Source organism: Actinoplanes sp. OR16, from assembly GCF_004001265.1.
Taxonomy (GTDB): Bacteria; Actinomycetota; Actinomycetes; order Mycobacteriales; family Micromonosporaceae; genus Actinoplanes.
The window spans coordinates 1,519,498-1,534,468 of sequence record NZ_AP019371.1 but is presented as its reverse complement, the minus strand read 5'-3'; the positions used below and the strand labels follow the sequence as shown (position 1 = coordinate 1,534,468).

Here is a 14,971-nt window from a genome sequence, read left to right as displayed (position 1 = left end):
CCCGTCTCCCCGGCGGGCTCCGGAATCAGGCGGCGTGGGTGTCCGCGCTCCGCAACACGTCGGAGTCGGCACCGAAGACCGCGAAGGAGGGGATGATGCGGCCGGTGGCGGGGGAGGTGCTGCACTTCTCGGAGGATCCGGGGATCGCGCGGTTCGTGCCTCATGTGGCGGCGACCGCTCAGCAGCCCGAGGCGTACGTCTGGGCGGTCGACGAGCAGCAGGCGCCCAGCTACTGGTTTCCGCGGCAGTGTCCGCGGGCCATGGCGTGGGTGCGTGGGGGGACGACCGCGGCGGACCGGGAGCGGATTGTCGGGGCCGGGTGCGGGGAGCGGGTGCACGCGATCGAGTTCGGCTGGCTGGCGGCGATGCGGAGCACGCGGCTGTATGCGTACCGGCTCCCCGCCGGGCCGTTCCGGCCGTTCGGGGAGCCGTATCCGCACGCCATGGTGGCCGTCGAGACGGTGGAGCCGCTCGCGCCGCCGGAACCGGTCGGCGACCTGGTGGACTGCCACGCGGCGGCCGGGATTCAGCTGCGGCTGCTCGGCGACCTGTGGCCGTTCTGGGACGAGGTCGTCGGCAGCAGTCTCGGCTTCAGCGGCATCCGGCTGGCGAACGCCCGCCCTAGGCGGTCGCCAGCAACGCCTTGACCGAGCGGTGCAGGGCGGCCTGCGCGTCCTCCACCGGCATCTCCATGACGTCCCGCCACGTCGCCCAGGTCGGCCACTGGCTGAGCGACGTGAGGGCGTTCAGCAGCTCTTCGTCCTGGCCGATCTCGGACGGGAACGTCGTGGTCAGCTCGTCGCGGACGCGGGCCACGTGCAGCCGGCGGTAATGCAGCAGCCCGGCCGAGAACGGCTCCTTGAGTGCCGACGCCCGGGCCGCGGGACCGATCTCCTCCAGCAGGCGGGCGCGCTGCTCGCAGTACGCCGCGATCCGCTCACCGAGCGGCAGATCGGCCGGGACGGGCTGGTACGAGGCATCTCGCTGTTCCAGCACCCGCTGACCACTCGCGGTCATGAGGGCTTCCATGTCGGCGAAGTGGCTCCACAGCGCGCGCAGCGAGACGCCGGCCAGTTTGGCGATCCGGTCGGCGGTCGGGCGCAGGTCGCCTTCGCTGATCAGGCTGAGATGGGCGTCGACGATCGCGTTGCGGGTCCGCTCGGACCGTGCGGTGCGACCGTCGACGCGGGGCGGTGTGGTCACGAACCACTCCGGTGACGCTTCAGCTCGCGGTGCGCCAGGGAACGCTTGTGGACCTCGTCGGGACCGTCGGCGAGACGCAGTGTGCGCGCGGATGCCCAGAGCCCGGCGAGTGGCGTGTCCTGGCTGGTGCCGGCCGCGCCGTACGTCTGAATCGCCTTGTCCACGATCCATTCCACTGTCGACGGCACCACGATCTTGATGGCCTGGATCTCGGTGTGCGCGCCCTTGTTGCCGACCGTGTCCATGAGCCAGGCGGCCTTGAGGACGAGAAGCCGGGCCTGTTCGATGCGCACCCGGGACTCGGCGATCCAGTCCTGGACGACGCCCTGCTCGGCGAGGGGCTTGCCGAACGGCGTACGGGTCAGCGCCCGCGTGCACATCAGCTCCAGCGCGCGCTCGGCCATGCCGATGAGCCGCATGCAGTGGTGGATGCGTCCCGGGCCGAGACGGGCCTGGGAGATGGCGAAACCGCCGCCCTCCTCGCCGATCAGGTTCGTGGCCGGCACCCGTACGTCCTCGAAGATGATCTCGGCGTGCCCGCCGTGGTCGCCGTCGGAGTAGCCGAAGACCGTCATGCCGCGCTTCACGGTGAGGCCCGGGGTGTCCCGGGGGACCAGGATCTGGCTCTGCTGCACGTGGCGAGCGGCGTCCGGGTCGGTCTTGCCCATCACGATGAAGATCTTGCAGTTCGGGTTCATCGCGCCGGTGATGTAGAACTTGCGGCCGTTGATGACGTAGTCGTCGCCGTCCCGCTGGATCCGGGTGCCGATGTTCGTGGCGTCCGAGGAGGCGACCTGCGGCTCGGTCATCGCGAACGCGGACCGGATCTCGCCGGCGAGCAGCGGCTTCAGCCACTTCTCCTGCTGCTCGGGGGTGCCGAATTCGGCGAGCACCTCCATGTTGCCGGTGTCCGGCGCGGCGCAGTTCAGCGCTGCCGGGGCGATCGACGGGCTGCGGCCGGTGATCTCGGCGAGGGGCGCGTACTGCAGGTTGGTCAGGCCGGCGCCGTGCTCGCCCGGGAGGAAGAGGTTCCAGAGGCCGGCTTCCTTCGCGGCGGCCTGCAACGACGAAAGGATCGCCGGCGGTTCCCAGCCGCTCTCGGAGGCGTGGAACGAGGATTCCGCCGGATACACGTGCTCGTCCATGAAGGCGAGCAACCTCTTGCGATAGTCCTCGGTCTTCGCGTCGTACTCGAAGTCCATCAGTGTCCTTCCAGCGCTCGGTGGCCCTGCTCGACCAGTGCGGGCACCATGGCGCCGACGGTGTCGAAACCGGCGCCGACGGTCTGGCCCTGGGTGTATCGGTAGTGCACGCCTTCGAGGATGACGGCGAGCTTGAACGCGGCGAAGCCGACGTACCAGTGCAGGTCGCCGACGTCGCGGCCGCTGCGCTCGGCGTACCGCGCGGCCATCTCGGCGAGCGACGGGTGGCCGGGCAGATCCGTCGGGGCGACCGGCCTGCCGTCCTGGACGAGCAGCGGGCGGCCGGCGTAGACCAGCATGAGGGCGAGGTCGCTGAGCGGGTCGCCCAGGGTGGACATCTCCCAGTCGAGCACGGCGTTGACTTCCAGCGCGTCGCCGATCAGCACGTTGTCCAGGCGGTAGTCGCCGTGCACGACAGCGCCGGGACCGCCGGCCGGGATGTCGGTGGCGAGGCGGGCGTGCAGTTCCTCGATGCCGGACAGTTCCCGGCTGCGGGACGCGTCGAGCTGCTTCTTCCAGCGCCGGACCTGACGTTCGTTGAAGCCCTCGGGCCGGCCGAAATCCTCCAGCCCGATCTTGGAAGGATCGAGCGAGTGCAGGTCGGCGAGGGTGTCGACGAGCCGCAGCGTCAACTCTCCAAGATCGACAGAGGCCAGCGCGCCGGCGTCCCGGTAGATGTGTCCGTCGACGTGCTCCATCAGATAGAACGGAGCGCCGATGACCGAAATGTCCTGACAGAGCGCGACCGGCTTCGGCGCGGGGAATCCTGCTGCCGACAGAGCGGACAGAACGCGGTGCTCACGCACCATGTCGTGAGCGGTCGGCAGCACGTGCCCCAGGGGCGGCCGCCGCAGAACCCACCGGTTGACGCCGTCGGTCACGGCATAGGTCAGGTTCGACCGCCCACCGGCGAACATGCTCCCGGTCAGGGGCGGGCTGTCCAGATAGGCCTGGAGCGCGTCCAGGTCGAGCCCTTTCACCGAACGTCCTCGAAGCCACGCTGCATCTTGTTCATGCCACCCAGCCAACGGTCCGGATCGCTCGCGCGCAAGCGGTAGTAGCCGGCCACTTCGGGATGCGGGAGGATCAGGAACTCGCCGCCGTCCAGCGACGCGGCCGCGAGATCGGCCACCGCCTCGGGGGCGAGCGCGCCCTCGGCGAGCAGCGCGGCGCTGCCGCTGCCGGAGTCGTTGCCGCGGGTCAGCATGTCGGTGCGCACGCCCTGCGGGCAGAGCGCCTGCACGATCAGACCCCGATGCGCATACGTCGCCCGTAGCCACTCGGCGTAGGCCAGAGCGGCGTGCTTCGTCACCGAATAGGTGGCGCTGCCCAGCAGGGTGAGCAGCCCCGCGGCGCTGACCGTGATGAGCAGCCGCTGCGGCGATCCGCTGTCCAGCCAGCGAGGCAGCAGCGCCCGGGTCACGTAGACGTGCGACATCACGTTGACGCCGAAGTCGCGCTGCCACTGGGCGTCCGGCGTGTTCTCGTCGCCGGAGGAGAGGACGCCGGCGTTGGAGCAGAACAGGTCGATGCCGCCGAGCTCGGTGAAGGCCGTGTCGACCAGGGCACGGACGTCCTGTTCACTGGCCGCGTCGCCGGGCACGGCGATGCCGCCGATCTCCGAGGCGACGGTACGGGCGGCCTCCGCGTTCAGGTCGTTCACCACGACCCGGGCCCCGTCCGCGGCGAACCGGCGGGCGAGGGCGGCGCCGATGCCACCACCGGCGCCGGTGACGACGACTCGTTTCACCGAGCTCACTGCACGCTCCCGGTGAGGGTGACCCCGCCGTCGAGCACGATGGTCTGCCCGGTTATCCACGAGGCGTCCGGGGAGCAGAGGAACGCCACGGTGCCGGCCACGTCGTCGGTGTTGCCGAGCCTGCCCAGCGGGTACGTGGCCGCCACCTCCGCCTCGCGTCCCTCGTAGAGAGCGGTGGCGAACCGGGTCTTCACGACGGCCGGTGCGACCGCGTTGACCCGGATCTTCGGCGCCAGTTCGATGGCGAGCTCCTCGGTGAGGTGGATGAGGGCCGCCTTGGTGGTGCCGTAGAACGCGATGCCCGGTGCCGGACGCACACCGGAGACCGACGAGATGTTGACGATCGAGCCGCCGGAGTCGGCGAGGCCGCCGCGCAGCGCCTCCTGCACCCAGCCGAGCGTGCCGATCAGGTTGACCTCGGCCATCTTGCGGGCGGCGCCGAGGTCGAGGGTGGCGAGCGGCCCGTACGCCGGGTTGATCCCGATGTTGTTGATCAGCGTGGTGATCGGGCCGAACCGTTCCCGGACGGCGTCGACGACGGCGGCCCGATGCTCCGGGTCGTCGCCCTTGCCGGCCACGCCGATCGCCACGTCGGATCCGCCGAGTTCCTTCACCGCGGCCGCGAGCGCGTCCGCGTCCCGGCCGGTGACGGCGACTTTCGTTCCTTGCGAGACGAAGCGTTGCGCGATGGCCAACCCGATTCCCCGGCTGGCTCCGGTCACGATCGCTACCTGGTCGGCCATCGCGGCAACCTCCTCATAGTCGTGTATTTGCAGACAGGGTGCAGATATTACGCGGCCGGCACGCCGTTGGAAGGCGGTGTCACGGCTTGGGCAGTGTGCGGCGTCACAGCGCCCTCGGCGTCGTCGGTGGTGTAGGCCGTCCCGAAGAAGACCGCCTTACCGCCCTCGATCTTGGTGAGCTGGGTGCCGGCGTACCCGGAGTGGTCCGTCGCGGAGAAGCGCAGCGGAACCAGAGCCGGGCCCTGGAAGCCGTTCTTCTTGACCGCCTCGATGATCCCGTCCCGGGTCAGGTCCTTGCCGGCCGCCTGGAGCGACTGCACGAACAGGTACGCCACCGACATGCCGTAGATGACGTTGTTGTCGAACTCGGCACCGCCGTTGTACTCCGTGTTGACCTTCTTGAAGAGCGCCACCCACGGGTTGGCCTCATCGGTCGCCAGCGGCAGGTAGTTCGCCGCCACCACACCCTCCAGCAGCGGTGCGGCGGCGCCGAGGGCCTTGCCGACGGTGTCCGGGTCGGCACCCACGTTACTGACCACGAACTGCGGTTTGAAGGCGATCTTCGCGGCCGTGCCGATGGAGAGCGCGGTGAACCCGGGGATGGTCGCCAGCACCACGACCTCGCAGCCGGCCGCCTTGAACTGGCCCATCTGCGGGCCGACGTTCGGGTTGCTCGTCACGTAGGTGCCCTTCGACGCGACCGCGCCGACGACCTTCTCCAGGCCGGCCAGGCTGTCCCGGCCGAAGTCGTCGTCCTGGCCGAGGAAGCAGACCTTCTTGCCGGCCTGGTTCTCCTTGACGTACGTGCCGAGGATCTTGCCTTCGACCGTGTAGTCCGGGTTGAAGCCGAACGTGCCCGGATACTTGTCGGGCTGGTTCCAGCTGCGGCTGCCGCTCGCCACGAACAGGTCGGGCACCCGGTTCGTCTTCAGGAAGTCCAGGACGCCGGTGTGCGTCGGCGTACCGAGGCCGTTGATGATCGCGAATACCTTGTCCTGCAGCACCAGTTCGCGGACCACCTGCTGAGTGGTCGCCGGGTTGTAGCCGTCGTCCTTGACCTTGTACGTGATCTTCCGGCCGTTCACGCCGCCGTTCGCGTTGACGAAGTCGAAGTACGCCTTCGTCGCCGGCGAGATGCTGGCGTACCCGGCCGCGGCCGGACCGGTGAGCGGCTGGTGGCTGCCGATCACCACCTCGGTGTCGGTCACCCCCGGCACGTCGGCGCTGCTGGAGCCGCCACTACCGTCGCCGTCGCTGCTACAGCCGGCGGCCAGCAGCACTACGGCGGCGACAAAGGTCGTCGCGATGCGTTTCATCGTGCCCTCCTGAATCTGCGGATGAAGGTGAAGCGGATTGAAGCGAGACCGCCGGGGGCGGCGAGCATGACGACGATGAGCACCACGCCGAAGACGACCAGGGCGAGGTTGCCCTCGAGACGATGCGATCCGGTCTGCTCGGCGATCGACTGGGCGAACGCCGGCAGGGCGACCAGCAGGACGGCGCCCCACAGCGCGCCGAACAGGCTGCCCAGACCGCCGATCACGATCGCCATGACCAGGAAGAGGGAGAGGGTCAGCGGGAACGCGCCGGGGGAGACGCTCTGCGCGAGCACCGCGAACAGGCTGCCCGCCAGCCCCGCGCAGACCGCGCTCAGCACGAACGCGAGGACCTGCGTGCCCGCGACGTTGACGCCGGCGAGCTTCGCGGCGGTCTCGTCGTCGCGGACCGCGCGCATCCGCCGCCCGAACCCGCCGCGGGTCAGCATGGCCAGCACCAGCACGGTGAGCAGCGCGCCGGTCCAGGTCAGCCAGACCTGCCAGCGTTCCATCGGGATCGTGCCGGGCGGCGGATCGAGCACCACCGACAGGCCCTGATCACTGTTGAAGATCTCGTCGAACGTGCTGGTCACCGACGGGACGACGATCGCGACGGCGAGAGTGAGACCGGCCAGATAGGGTCCGCGCAGCCGGGCCGCGGCCAGCCCGATCACCGCGCCGGCCAGGGTGGTCACCACGATCGCCACGACGAAGCTGAGCGGCATGTTCAGCCACTTGTTCTGGGTCAGCGCGAACGCGTAGGCGCCGGTCGCCATCAGCGCGCCGTGCCCGAGGCTGAGCTGGCCGTTGAGTCCGGTGAGGACGGTCAGGCCGGCGGTCACGCAGAGGTAGGCGCCGACCGTCGCGAGCTGGTAGTTCCGGAACGGCGGCAACGTGTAACTCAGGATCAGGATCAAGACCGCGCCGGCCAGGACGATCAGGATCGGAGCGAGGCGGCTGCGGCTCCGCTTCCGCGGCGCGCTCTCCCTTCTCCGTACGTCGGGAGCCTGTGCTTTCTGCTTCATGTCGGTCATGCCACTCTCGCCTTCGAACTGGAGAAGAGGCCGCCCGGCTTGCCGAGGAGCACCACCACGAGCAGCAGGAGGACCGCCATCGGCGCGACGGTCGGCTCCACGTAACCGCTGACGTACGAGAGCAGCAGCCCGACGACCAGCCCACCGGTGACCGCGCCGATCGGGCTGTCCAGGCCACCGACGACCGCCGCGGTGAACGCCGAGACGAAGACGACGTCCATGGCGGTCGGATGCAGGCCCAGCTCGGTGGGGACCACGAGCATCCCGGCCAGCGAACCGACGGCCGCCGCCAGCGCCCATCCGAGCGTCAGCATGCCGCCGACCGACACCCCGAGAAGCCGGGATACGTCTGGTGCGAAGGCGGCTGCCCGCATCCGCAGGCCTATCGCCGTACGAGTGAAGAGAAGAGTGAGAGCGACGACCACCGCGCCCACCGCGGCGAAGACGAACAGGTCGTATCGCGACAGCAGGGCGACGTCGCCGATCTGGAACGCGTCCCGGCTGAACGGCGTCTCGACCGGCTGGAACTCGTTGCCGTAGATCATCCCGAGCACGCCCTGGATCACCAGGACCAGCCCGAGCGCCACGACCACGCCGTTCAGTGGCGACGAATGGTCGACGAACCGCATCACCACCCGTTCCACGACCACGCCGAGGATCAGGCCGGCCACCAGCGCCGTCACGAATCCGAGCCAGTACGACCCGGTCGCGCTGGTCACCGAGTAGCCCGCGTAGACGGCCGCGACCGCCATGGCGCCCTGCGCGAAGTTGACGATCCGGGCGGCCCGCCAGATCAGTACGAGGGCCAGTGCGAACGCCGCGTAGACGGCGCCCCGGCTCAACCCGTCGAAGGTCAGATAGACGAATTGGTTCATCAGAACCCCAGGTAGGCGTGACGGAGATCGGCGTCGTCGCGCAACACCGACGCCTGGTTGCGGGTCACCACCCGGCCGAGGGCAAGCACCACACCCTCGTCGGCGATGGAGAGGGCGCTGCGGACGTTCTGCTCGACCAGCAGCACCGCGAGACCGGTCCGTTCGCGCAGGTCGCGCAGGAGCGCCATGATCTGCGCGGTGATCTTCGGCGCCAGGCCCAGCGACGGTTCGTCGAGCAGCAGCAGCTTCGGCCGGCCGACCAGCGCCCGGCCCAGCGCCAGCATCTGCCGCTCGCCGCCGGAGAGCTGGTGCCCGGCGGAGGCACGCCGTTGTGCCAACGCCGGGAACAACTCGTACACCTCATCGAGGGCACGTTTCGCATCGGCCTGATCGCGTCGCCACAGGCCGCCGAGCCGCAGGTTCTCGTCGACGGTGAGCTCGGTGACCACGCCACGCCCCTCGGGGACGTGCGCGATCCCGAGGCGCACCATCTGCTCGACCTTCGTGCTCTTTAGGTCGGCGCCGTCGAAGACGACCCGGCCGCCGCTGCTGCGCACCAGGCCGGAGAGGGTACGCAGCAACGTCGTCTTGCCGGCACCGTTCGCGCCGAGGACGGCGACGATCTCTCCGGGTTGGACGGTGAGGTTCACGTCGTGCAGGACGGGGGCAGCGCCGTAGCCGGCGGTGAGACTCTCGACCTCTAGCAGTGGGCTGGTCATCCCGTACGGCCCCTCCGGTCTTGTTGTTTTGGGTACAGCGGCGGAAGCCATGCCCTTTAAGGCTGGCTTTTTGCTGATTTTTCGCTTAAGCGGGAGTGCCGAGGTACGCCTCGGTGACCCTCTCGTTCGTACTGATCTCACTCGGTGTGCCGAGCGCGATCGGCTTGCCGAAATCGAGGACCAGGATCTCGTCGCAGACCGACATGACCAGGTCCATGTGGTGTTCCACCAGCAGGACGGTCGTCCCGGCATTCTTGATCAGCTCGCCGAGCCACTGGATCTCGTCGGGATCGAGCCCGCCGGCCGGCTCGTCCAGCATCAGGACGCGCGGTTTCGACGCCAGCGCCCGGGCCAGCTCGACCCGCTTGCGGATCGCGTAGGGCAGCGCCCCCGGCCGAGCCGCCGCATGATCGGCCACCCCGCACCGGTCCAGCGCGGCGAACGCCTCCGCCTCGGCCCGCCGGCCACGCACGCCGACCATCACGTTCTCCAGAACGCTCATGCCGCCGAACTGCCCGACCCCTTGCAGCGTCCGGGCGATCCCGAGCCGGTTGAGCTGGTGAGGCTTGGGCCGCCACGCCTTCCCGGCCAGGGTCAGCGACCCCTCGGAAGGCGGCACGAACCCGCAGATGACATTGAAGAGTGTGGTCTTGCCCGCCCCGTTCGGCCCGATCACGCCGACGACCTTCCCCGGCGCCACGCGCAGAGACACGTCATCGAGAGCGACCAGCCCGCCGAAGCGAACGGTTATGTGATGAAGGGCAAGCTCATCCGTTGCCATGGCCACCTCCCTGGACCGCTGCCGGTCCCGTATGGAGTGATGGTCAACTATTTACACTTGGAGTGTAACTTTCTCGCGCTGCTCGTCAACCACTTGCAATCCCCCTGTTACAAGAAGATGTCCCACCAGCTAAACCGCGAGATCACCCAGCCGTCTCGAACCCGGCCGCCCGCTGCACACGCGGCCGTCCCTTCCGCGCGCGTCCCGCCCATCCATCCACTCCCCACGCGTCCGCCCCATGCGCGCCCCGCCCGCCCGCTCCGTGCGCTGCCGTCCGTCTGATGCGCGCCAGCCCGGCCGCCTGCTCCGTGCGCAGCCGTCCGTCTCGTGCGCGCCAGCCCGGCCGCCTGCTCCGTGCGCAGCCGTCCGTCTCGTGTGCGCCAGCCCGTCCGTCCGCTCCGTGCGCAGTCGTCCGTCTCGTGCACCCGCTCGGGCCGCCCTTCTATGCGCGGCCGTCCCTCCCGCGCGCCGCGCCTCACGTGTCGAGCGAGGTGCGGATCGCACCCGAAGCCGACACGCCACGAGCGGTTGCTGGTTGCGTGTCGAGCAGGGGTGCGCTCCGAACCGGAGGTCCGCACGGCGGGCAGTGCCGCGCGTTGCGTGTCGAGCGGGGGTGCGCTCCGGGCCGGAGGTCTGCACGCCGGGCAGTGCCGCGCGTTGCGTGTCGAGCGGGGGTGCGCTCCGGGCCGGAGGTCCGCGCGGCGGGCTGTGCCGCGCGTTACGTGTCGAGCGAGGGATCCGGAGGAGCGGCTCGCGGTGGTGTGCTGCGGAGAATCAGGCGACGCCGCGGGGGCGGAACTGGACGCTCACGCGCGGGCCGACCGGGCGGGCGGTCTTCGGGATGGCGTGTTCCCAGGTGCGCTGGCAGGAGCCGCCCATCACGATCAGGTCGCCGTGGCCGAGGGGGAAGCGCAGCGTCTCGTGGTTGCCGGAGCGGGGGCGGAGCAGCAGGTTGCGCGGGGAGCCGAACGAGACGATGGCGACCATCGTGTCGTGGCGGGCGGAACGGCCGTGGGTGTCGCCGTGCCAGGCGACGCTGTCCCGGCCGTCGCGGTAGAGGCACATGCCGGCCGTGACGAACTCCTCGCCCAGCTCGGCCGCGTAGTGCGCGTTCAGCAGGGATTTCGCCGAGGTCAGCGCCGGGTGTGGCAGGGTCTCGTCGCCGCCGAACCAGCGGAGCAGGCGGGGGACGTCGACGACGTCGTCATACATCTTCCGGCGCTCGGCCCGCCAGTCGATGCCGAGCAGCGTCTCGAAGACCTCGTCGGAGCCGCTCATCCAGCCGGGCAGCACGTCGGCCCAGGCGCCCGCGGTGAGGTGGTGACGGGTCAGGCGGGCCAGCGGCGCGAAGCCGACGGCCGGCCCGGACGTCATGAGGTCGAGCATCGAGGGCTGGTAGCTGTTGCTCACTCCGTCATGTTAGTACGCGTGTTCGACGGATGGTGGTAGGTCACCTGCTCGGGCGGCAACGGGAACTCGATGTCCTCACCGAACGGCGACAGCCCACCCTGCAACGGCGCCGCGAGTTCGGCGATGTCCATGTGCCCGTCCGGCCCGACCGGCGGACCCTCCGGCAGGCGGAAACTGGACATCGGAACGGACACGGCCGAGGCGGTGGTGCCCGCCGTCGCCGGGGTGAGCTGATCATCAGAGGAGGAGAGCTGGTCGCGACGCAGAATCTTGCGGCCCAGCCAGACGAGCGGATCGAATCGCCGGTCCACCACGCGTTCCTTCATCGGGATGATCGCGTTGTCGGTGATCTTGATGTGCTCGGGGCAGACCTCGGTGCAGCACTTGGTGATGTTGCAGTACCCCAGTCCCTGGTTGGCCTGGGCGTACTCCTTGCGGTCGCCGCGCGCGTCGAGCGGGTGCATGTCCAGCTCGGCGGCCCGGATGAAGTAGCGCGGCCCGGAGAACGACTCCTTGTTCTCCTCGTGGTCGCGGACCACGTGGCAGGTGTTCTGGCAGAGGAAGCACTCGATGCACTTGCGGAACTCCTGGCTGCGTTCCACATCGACCTGCTGCATCCGGTACTGCCCGGGCTCCACCCCGACCGGCGGGGCGAAGGCCGGTGTCTCCCGGGCCTTCTCGTAGTTGAAGGAGACGTCGGTGACCAGGTCGCGGATCACCGGGAAGGTACGCAGCGGCGTGATCGTGATCGTCTCGTCCGCGGTGAAGGTCGACATCCGGGTCATGCAGCCGAGTCGCGGCTTGCCGTTGATCTCCATGGAACAGGAGCCGCACTTGCCGGCCTTGCAGTTCCACCGGCAGGCGAGGTCGGGCGCCTGGGTGGCCTGCAACCGGTGGATGATGTCGAGGACGACCTCGCCGTCGTTCACCTCGACCTCGAAGTCGCGAAGGTCGCCGCCGGTCGCGTCGCCGCGCCAGACGCGGAAGTGGCGTTTCATTCTTCCTCCAGGTCGGCCAGTTCCTCGTCGGTCAGGTATTTGGCGAGCTCGGAGCGCTCGAACAGGCCGAGCAGCTCCTCCCGCATCCGGGGCACCGGCTTGCGGTCGAGGTGGACGTCGCCGGACTCGTCGAGCGAGCAGATCAGGTTGATCCGGCGCCACTCGGGGCTCATCTTCGGGAAGTCCTCCCGGGTGTGGCCGCCGCGCGACTCCTCGCGTTCGAGCGCCGCCTTCGCCGTGCACTCCGAGACGACCAGCATGTTGCGCAGGTCGAGGGCGAGGTGCCAGCCGGGGTTGTAGCGGCGGCCGCCGTCGGATGCCACGTTCGCCACCCGGACGCGCAGCTCGTGCAGGCGTTTCAGCGCGTCGGTGAGCTCACCCTCGCGCCGGATGATGCCGACCAGGTCGCCCATCACCGCCTGGAGATCCTGCTGCAGGGTGTACGGATTCTCGCCCTCGCTGCGGACCAGGGGGGCGAGGGCCACCTCGACGGCCGCCGCGACGTCCACTTTCGACGGGTGGGGGCGCTTGCCGAGCGTGTCGACGTAGGCCGAGGCGTGCTCGCCCGCGCGTTTGCCGAAGACCAGCAGGTCGGAGAGGGAGTTACCGCCCAGCCGGTTGGACCCGTGCATGCCGCCGGACACCTCGCCGGCCGCGAACAGGCCCTGCACGTGGCCGAACGCCGCGCCCGAGTCGGGGTCGACCTCGACGCCACCCATCACGTAGTGGCAGGTCGGGCCTACCTCCATCGGTTCCTTGGTGATGTCGACGTCGGCCAGCTCCTTGAACTGGTGGTGCATCGACGGCAGGCGCTTGATGATCTGCTCGGCCGGCAGCCGGGTGGAGACGTCCAGGAAGACGCCGCCCGCGGGGCTGCCGCGGCCCGCCTTCACCTCGCTGTTGATGGCCCGGGCCACCTCGTCACGGGGGAGCAGCTCGGGTGGCCGGCGGTTGTTGTCGGGATCCTCGTACCACCGGTCGGCCTCCTCCTCGGTCTCCGCGTACTGCTTGCGGAAGACGTCGGGGACGTAGTCGAACATGAAGCGTTTCTGCTCGGAGTTGCGCAGCACGCCGCCGTCGCCGCGGACCGACTCGGTGACCAGGATGCCCTTGACGCTCGGCGGCCAGACCATGCCGGTCGGGTGGAACTGCAGGAACTCCATGTTGATCAGCGTCGCCCCGGCGCGCAGGGCCAGGGCGTGGCCGTCGCCGGTGTACTCCCAGGAGTTCGACGTGACCTTGTAGCTGCGGCCGACGCCGCCGGTCGCGAGCACCACGGCCGGGGCCTCGAAGAGCAGGAACTCGCCGGACTCGCGGTAGTAGCCGAACGCCCCGGCCACCCGGTCGCCGTCGAGCAGCAGCTCGGTGACGGTGGTCTCCTGGAAGACCCGGATGCGCGCGTCGTAGCTGCCGGTCTCGGCGAAGTCCTCCTGCTGCAGCGAGACGATCTTCTGTTGCAGGGTCCGGATCAGTTCGAGCCCGGTCCGGTCGCCGACGTGGGCGAGACGCGGGTATTCGTGACCGCCGAAGTTCCGCTGGGAGATCTTGCCGTCCTTCGTCCGGTCGAAGAGCGCCCCGTAGGTCTCCAGCTCCCAGATCCGCTCGGGCGCCTCCTTGGCGTGCAGCTCGGCCATCCGGAAGTTGTTCAGGAACTTGCCGCCGCGCATGGTGTCGCGGAAGTGGACCATCCAGTTGTCGCGCGAGTTCGCGTTGCCCATCGCGGCGGCCGCCCCGCCCTCGGCCATCACGGTGTGCGCCTTGCCGAAGAGCGACTTCGAAATGATCGCGGTGCGCTTGCCGGCCAGCCGGGCCTCGATCGCCGCGCGGAGTCCGGCGCCGCCTGCGCCGATCACGACGACGTCGTAGAGGTGTCGTTCGATCGCGGTGGTCATGACGTCTCCTCCGCTTCGCTCCGGCGCCGCCATGAGTCAAAGACTGTGCCTGATGATTCGCTCGCAAGCTTGCTCATGGGGCCCCTCAGTTGATGATGCGCAGGTCGGAGTACCACTCGGCGGCGAGACCCATGATGTAGAAATCGGTCACCGCCAGCGTGGCGAGCGTGATCCAGGCCAGCTGCATGTGCCGGGTGTTGAGCTTCGACACGAAGGTCCAGAAGCGGTACCGCACCGGGTGCTGGGAGAAGTGCTTGAGCCGCCCGCCGGCGATGTGCCGGCAGGAGTGACAGGACAATGTGTACGCCCAGAGCATGATCACGTTGACCCAGAGGATCACGTTGCCCAGGCCGAGTCCGGTGGTCTGCGCGAGGACGGCGTCCCAGGTGTTGATCACCGAGATGATCACGGCGGCGTAGAACGCGTAGCGATGGGCGTTCTGGAAGATCAGCGGGAAGCGCGTCTCGCCGGTGTAGCGCTTGTGCCCGTCCGGGACCGCGCAGGCCGGCGGCGACAGCCAGAAGGCGCGGTAGTACGCCTTGCGGTAGTAGTAGCAGGTGAGCCGGAAGAGCAGCAGGAACGGCAGGGTGAACGCCGCCTCCGGGATCAGCCAGAAGCTCGGCAGCGGCGTGCCGAACTCGGCTGCCGCTCCGCACCGGTCGGTGATGCACGGTGAGTAGAACGGTGTGAGGTAGTGGAACTCCTCGACGAAGAACCACTTGTGCATGAAGACCCGGACGGTCGCGTAGGCGACCCAGGCGCTGAGGCCGAGAAAGGTGATCAGGGGAGCCAGCCACCACCGGTCGGTCCGGAGCGTCCGCGCGGTGATCGCCGCGCGAGCCCGCCCGCCGCCCGGCGTCGTTGCCGTGGTCGTCATTGCATCTCCTGAATGTGCCGTTCAGGTCCGGCGACGACCGAAAGTGGACACACGTGTGCCCCACTCAGCCGCCGCGGAGCGACAGTGATGTGGGGCACACGTTACGCCGAAGGTCCGACACTTCGCTGCGCGGGGATGCGAAGTGGACCACAAAATCCCATC

Annotated in this window: 14 protein-coding genes and 1 pseudogene; 1 reads left to right on the top strand and 14 read right to left on the bottom strand. The window is 69.3% G+C overall.

What is annotated here, in order from left to right; genetic code table 11:
• The first annotated feature begins 38 nt into the window (after positions 1-38).
• Positions 39-647 carry a DUF6886 family protein gene (locus EP757_RS06995; RefSeq protein ID WP_232050400.1) on the top strand — a complete coding sequence of 203 codons (609 nt, stop codon included), beginning with the start codon at positions 39-41 and terminating at the stop codon, positions 645-647.
• Here the strand turns inward: EP757_RS06995 and EP757_RS06990 are convergent.
• The 14 genes and pseudogenes from EP757_RS06990 to EP757_RS06925 all read right to left on the bottom strand — a co-directional run bounded on the left by EP757_RS06990 (position 622) and on the right by EP757_RS06925 (position 14,809).
• Entirely contained in the window at positions 622-1,203 is a 582-nt protein-coding gene (locus tag EP757_RS06990) for a TetR/AcrR family transcriptional regulator (RefSeq protein WP_127543377.1), read from the bottom strand. The two genes, EP757_RS06995 and EP757_RS06990, sit on opposite strands and share 26 nt — an antisense overlap.
• Complete coding sequence (locus tag EP757_RS06985; protein WP_127543376.1) at positions 1,200-2,405, bottom strand: acyl-CoA dehydrogenase family protein; 1,206 nt, start codon at positions 2,403-2,405, stop codon at positions 1,200-1,202. Before EP757_RS06985 ends, EP757_RS06990 begins: the two co-directional genes overlap by 4 nt.
• Positions 2,405-3,385, bottom strand: a complete 981-nt coding sequence (locus EP757_RS06980; protein ID WP_127543375.1) for a phosphotransferase family protein — start codon at positions 3,383-3,385, stop codon at positions 2,405-2,407. The genes EP757_RS06985 and EP757_RS06980 overlap by 1 nt, the downstream gene beginning before the upstream one ends.
• Entirely contained in the window at positions 3,382-4,155 is a 774-nt protein-coding gene (locus EP757_RS06975) for an SDR family oxidoreductase (RefSeq protein ID WP_127543374.1), read from the bottom strand. The genes EP757_RS06980 and EP757_RS06975 overlap by 4 nt, the downstream gene beginning before the upstream one ends.
• Before the next feature lie 5 nt (positions 4,156-4,160).
• Positions 4,161-4,907, bottom strand: a complete 747-nt coding sequence (locus tag EP757_RS06970; protein ID WP_127543373.1) for an SDR family oxidoreductase — start codon at positions 4,905-4,907, stop codon at positions 4,161-4,163.
• A gap of 47 nt (positions 4,908-4,954) precedes the next feature.
• Positions 4,955-6,223 (bottom strand): ABC transporter substrate-binding protein, encoded by a 1,269-nt coding sequence (locus EP757_RS06965; RefSeq protein WP_127543372.1) that lies wholly within the window; start codon positions 6,221-6,223, stop codon positions 4,955-4,957.
• A complete protein-coding gene (locus EP757_RS06960) occupies positions 6,220-7,257 on the bottom strand; it encodes a branched-chain amino acid ABC transporter permease (RefSeq protein ID WP_127543371.1) in 1,038 nt (345 codons plus the stop codon). The genes EP757_RS06965 and EP757_RS06960 overlap by 4 nt, the downstream gene beginning before the upstream one ends.
• On the bottom strand, positions 7,254-8,132 hold the full coding sequence (locus EP757_RS06955) for a branched-chain amino acid ABC transporter permease (protein WP_127543370.1): 879 nt from the start codon (positions 8,130-8,132) through the stop codon (positions 7,254-7,256). The genes EP757_RS06960 and EP757_RS06955 overlap by 4 nt, the downstream gene beginning before the upstream one ends.
• A complete protein-coding gene (locus EP757_RS06950) occupies positions 8,132-8,851 on the bottom strand; it encodes an ABC transporter ATP-binding protein (RefSeq protein ID WP_127543369.1) in 720 nt (239 codons plus the stop codon). The genes EP757_RS06955 and EP757_RS06950 overlap by 1 nt, the downstream gene beginning before the upstream one ends.
• Positions 8,852-8,936: 85 nt before the next feature.
• Positions 8,937-9,632, bottom strand: a complete 696-nt coding sequence (locus EP757_RS06945; protein WP_127543368.1) for an ABC transporter ATP-binding protein — start codon at positions 9,630-9,632, stop codon at positions 8,937-8,939.
• A 774-nt stretch (positions 9,633-10,406) separates the two neighbouring features.
• Positions 10,407-11,042 (bottom strand): alpha-ketoglutarate-dependent dioxygenase AlkB, encoded by a 636-nt coding sequence (locus EP757_RS06940; RefSeq protein ID WP_127543367.1) that lies wholly within the window; start codon positions 11,040-11,042, stop codon positions 10,407-10,409.
• A gap of 257 nt (positions 11,043-11,299) precedes the next feature.
• A pseudogene (locus EP757_RS06935) lies at positions 11,300-12,040 on the bottom strand (succinate dehydrogenase/fumarate reductase iron-sulfur subunit); the annotation flags it as partial.
• Entirely contained in the window at positions 12,037-13,932 is a 1,896-nt protein-coding gene (locus tag EP757_RS06930; protein WP_127543365.1) for a fumarate reductase/succinate dehydrogenase flavoprotein subunit, read from the bottom strand. The pseudogene EP757_RS06935 and the gene EP757_RS06930, both read right to left, overlap by 4 nt.
• A gap of 85 nt (positions 13,933-14,017) precedes the next feature.
• Positions 14,018-14,809 (bottom strand): hypothetical protein, encoded by a 792-nt coding sequence (locus tag EP757_RS06925; RefSeq protein ID WP_127543364.1) that lies wholly within the window; start codon positions 14,807-14,809, stop codon positions 14,018-14,020.
• Positions 14,810-14,971: the final 162 nt, after the last annotated feature.

Bases quoted from the DNA above. Each gene is read 5' to 3' on its own strand.
- EP757_RS06955 (WP_127543370.1), bottom strand. From the start codon at position 8,132: ATGAACCAATTCGTCTATCTGACCTTCGACGGGTTGAGCCGGGGCGCC.
- EP757_RS06945 (WP_127543368.1), bottom strand. From the start codon at position 9,632: ATGGCAACGGATGAGCTTGCCCTTCATCACATAACCGTTCGCTTCGGC.
- EP757_RS06970 (WP_127543373.1), bottom strand. From the start codon at position 4,907: ATGGCCGACCAGGTAGCGATCGTGACCGGAGCCAGCCGGGGAATCGGG.
- EP757_RS06985 (WP_127543376.1), bottom strand. From the start codon at position 2,405: ATGGACTTCGAGTACGACGCGAAGACCGAGGACTATCGCAAGAGGTTG.
- EP757_RS06960 (WP_127543371.1), bottom strand. From the start codon at position 7,257: ATGACCGACATGAAGCAGAAAGCACAGGCTCCCGACGTACGGAGAAGG.
- EP757_RS06930 (WP_127543365.1), bottom strand. From the start codon at position 13,932: ATGACCACCGCGATCGAACGACACCTCTACGACGTCGTCGTGATCGGC.
- EP757_RS06925 (WP_127543364.1), bottom strand. From the start codon at position 14,809: ATGACGACCACGGCAACGACGCCGGGCGGCGGGCGGGCTCGCGCGGCG.
- EP757_RS06950 (WP_127543369.1), bottom strand. From the start codon at position 8,851: ATGACCAGCCCACTGCTAGAGGTCGAGAGTCTCACCGCCGGCTACGGC.
- EP757_RS06965 (WP_127543372.1), bottom strand. From the start codon at position 6,223: ATGAAACGCATCGCGACGACCTTTGTCGCCGCCGTAGTGCTGCTGGCC.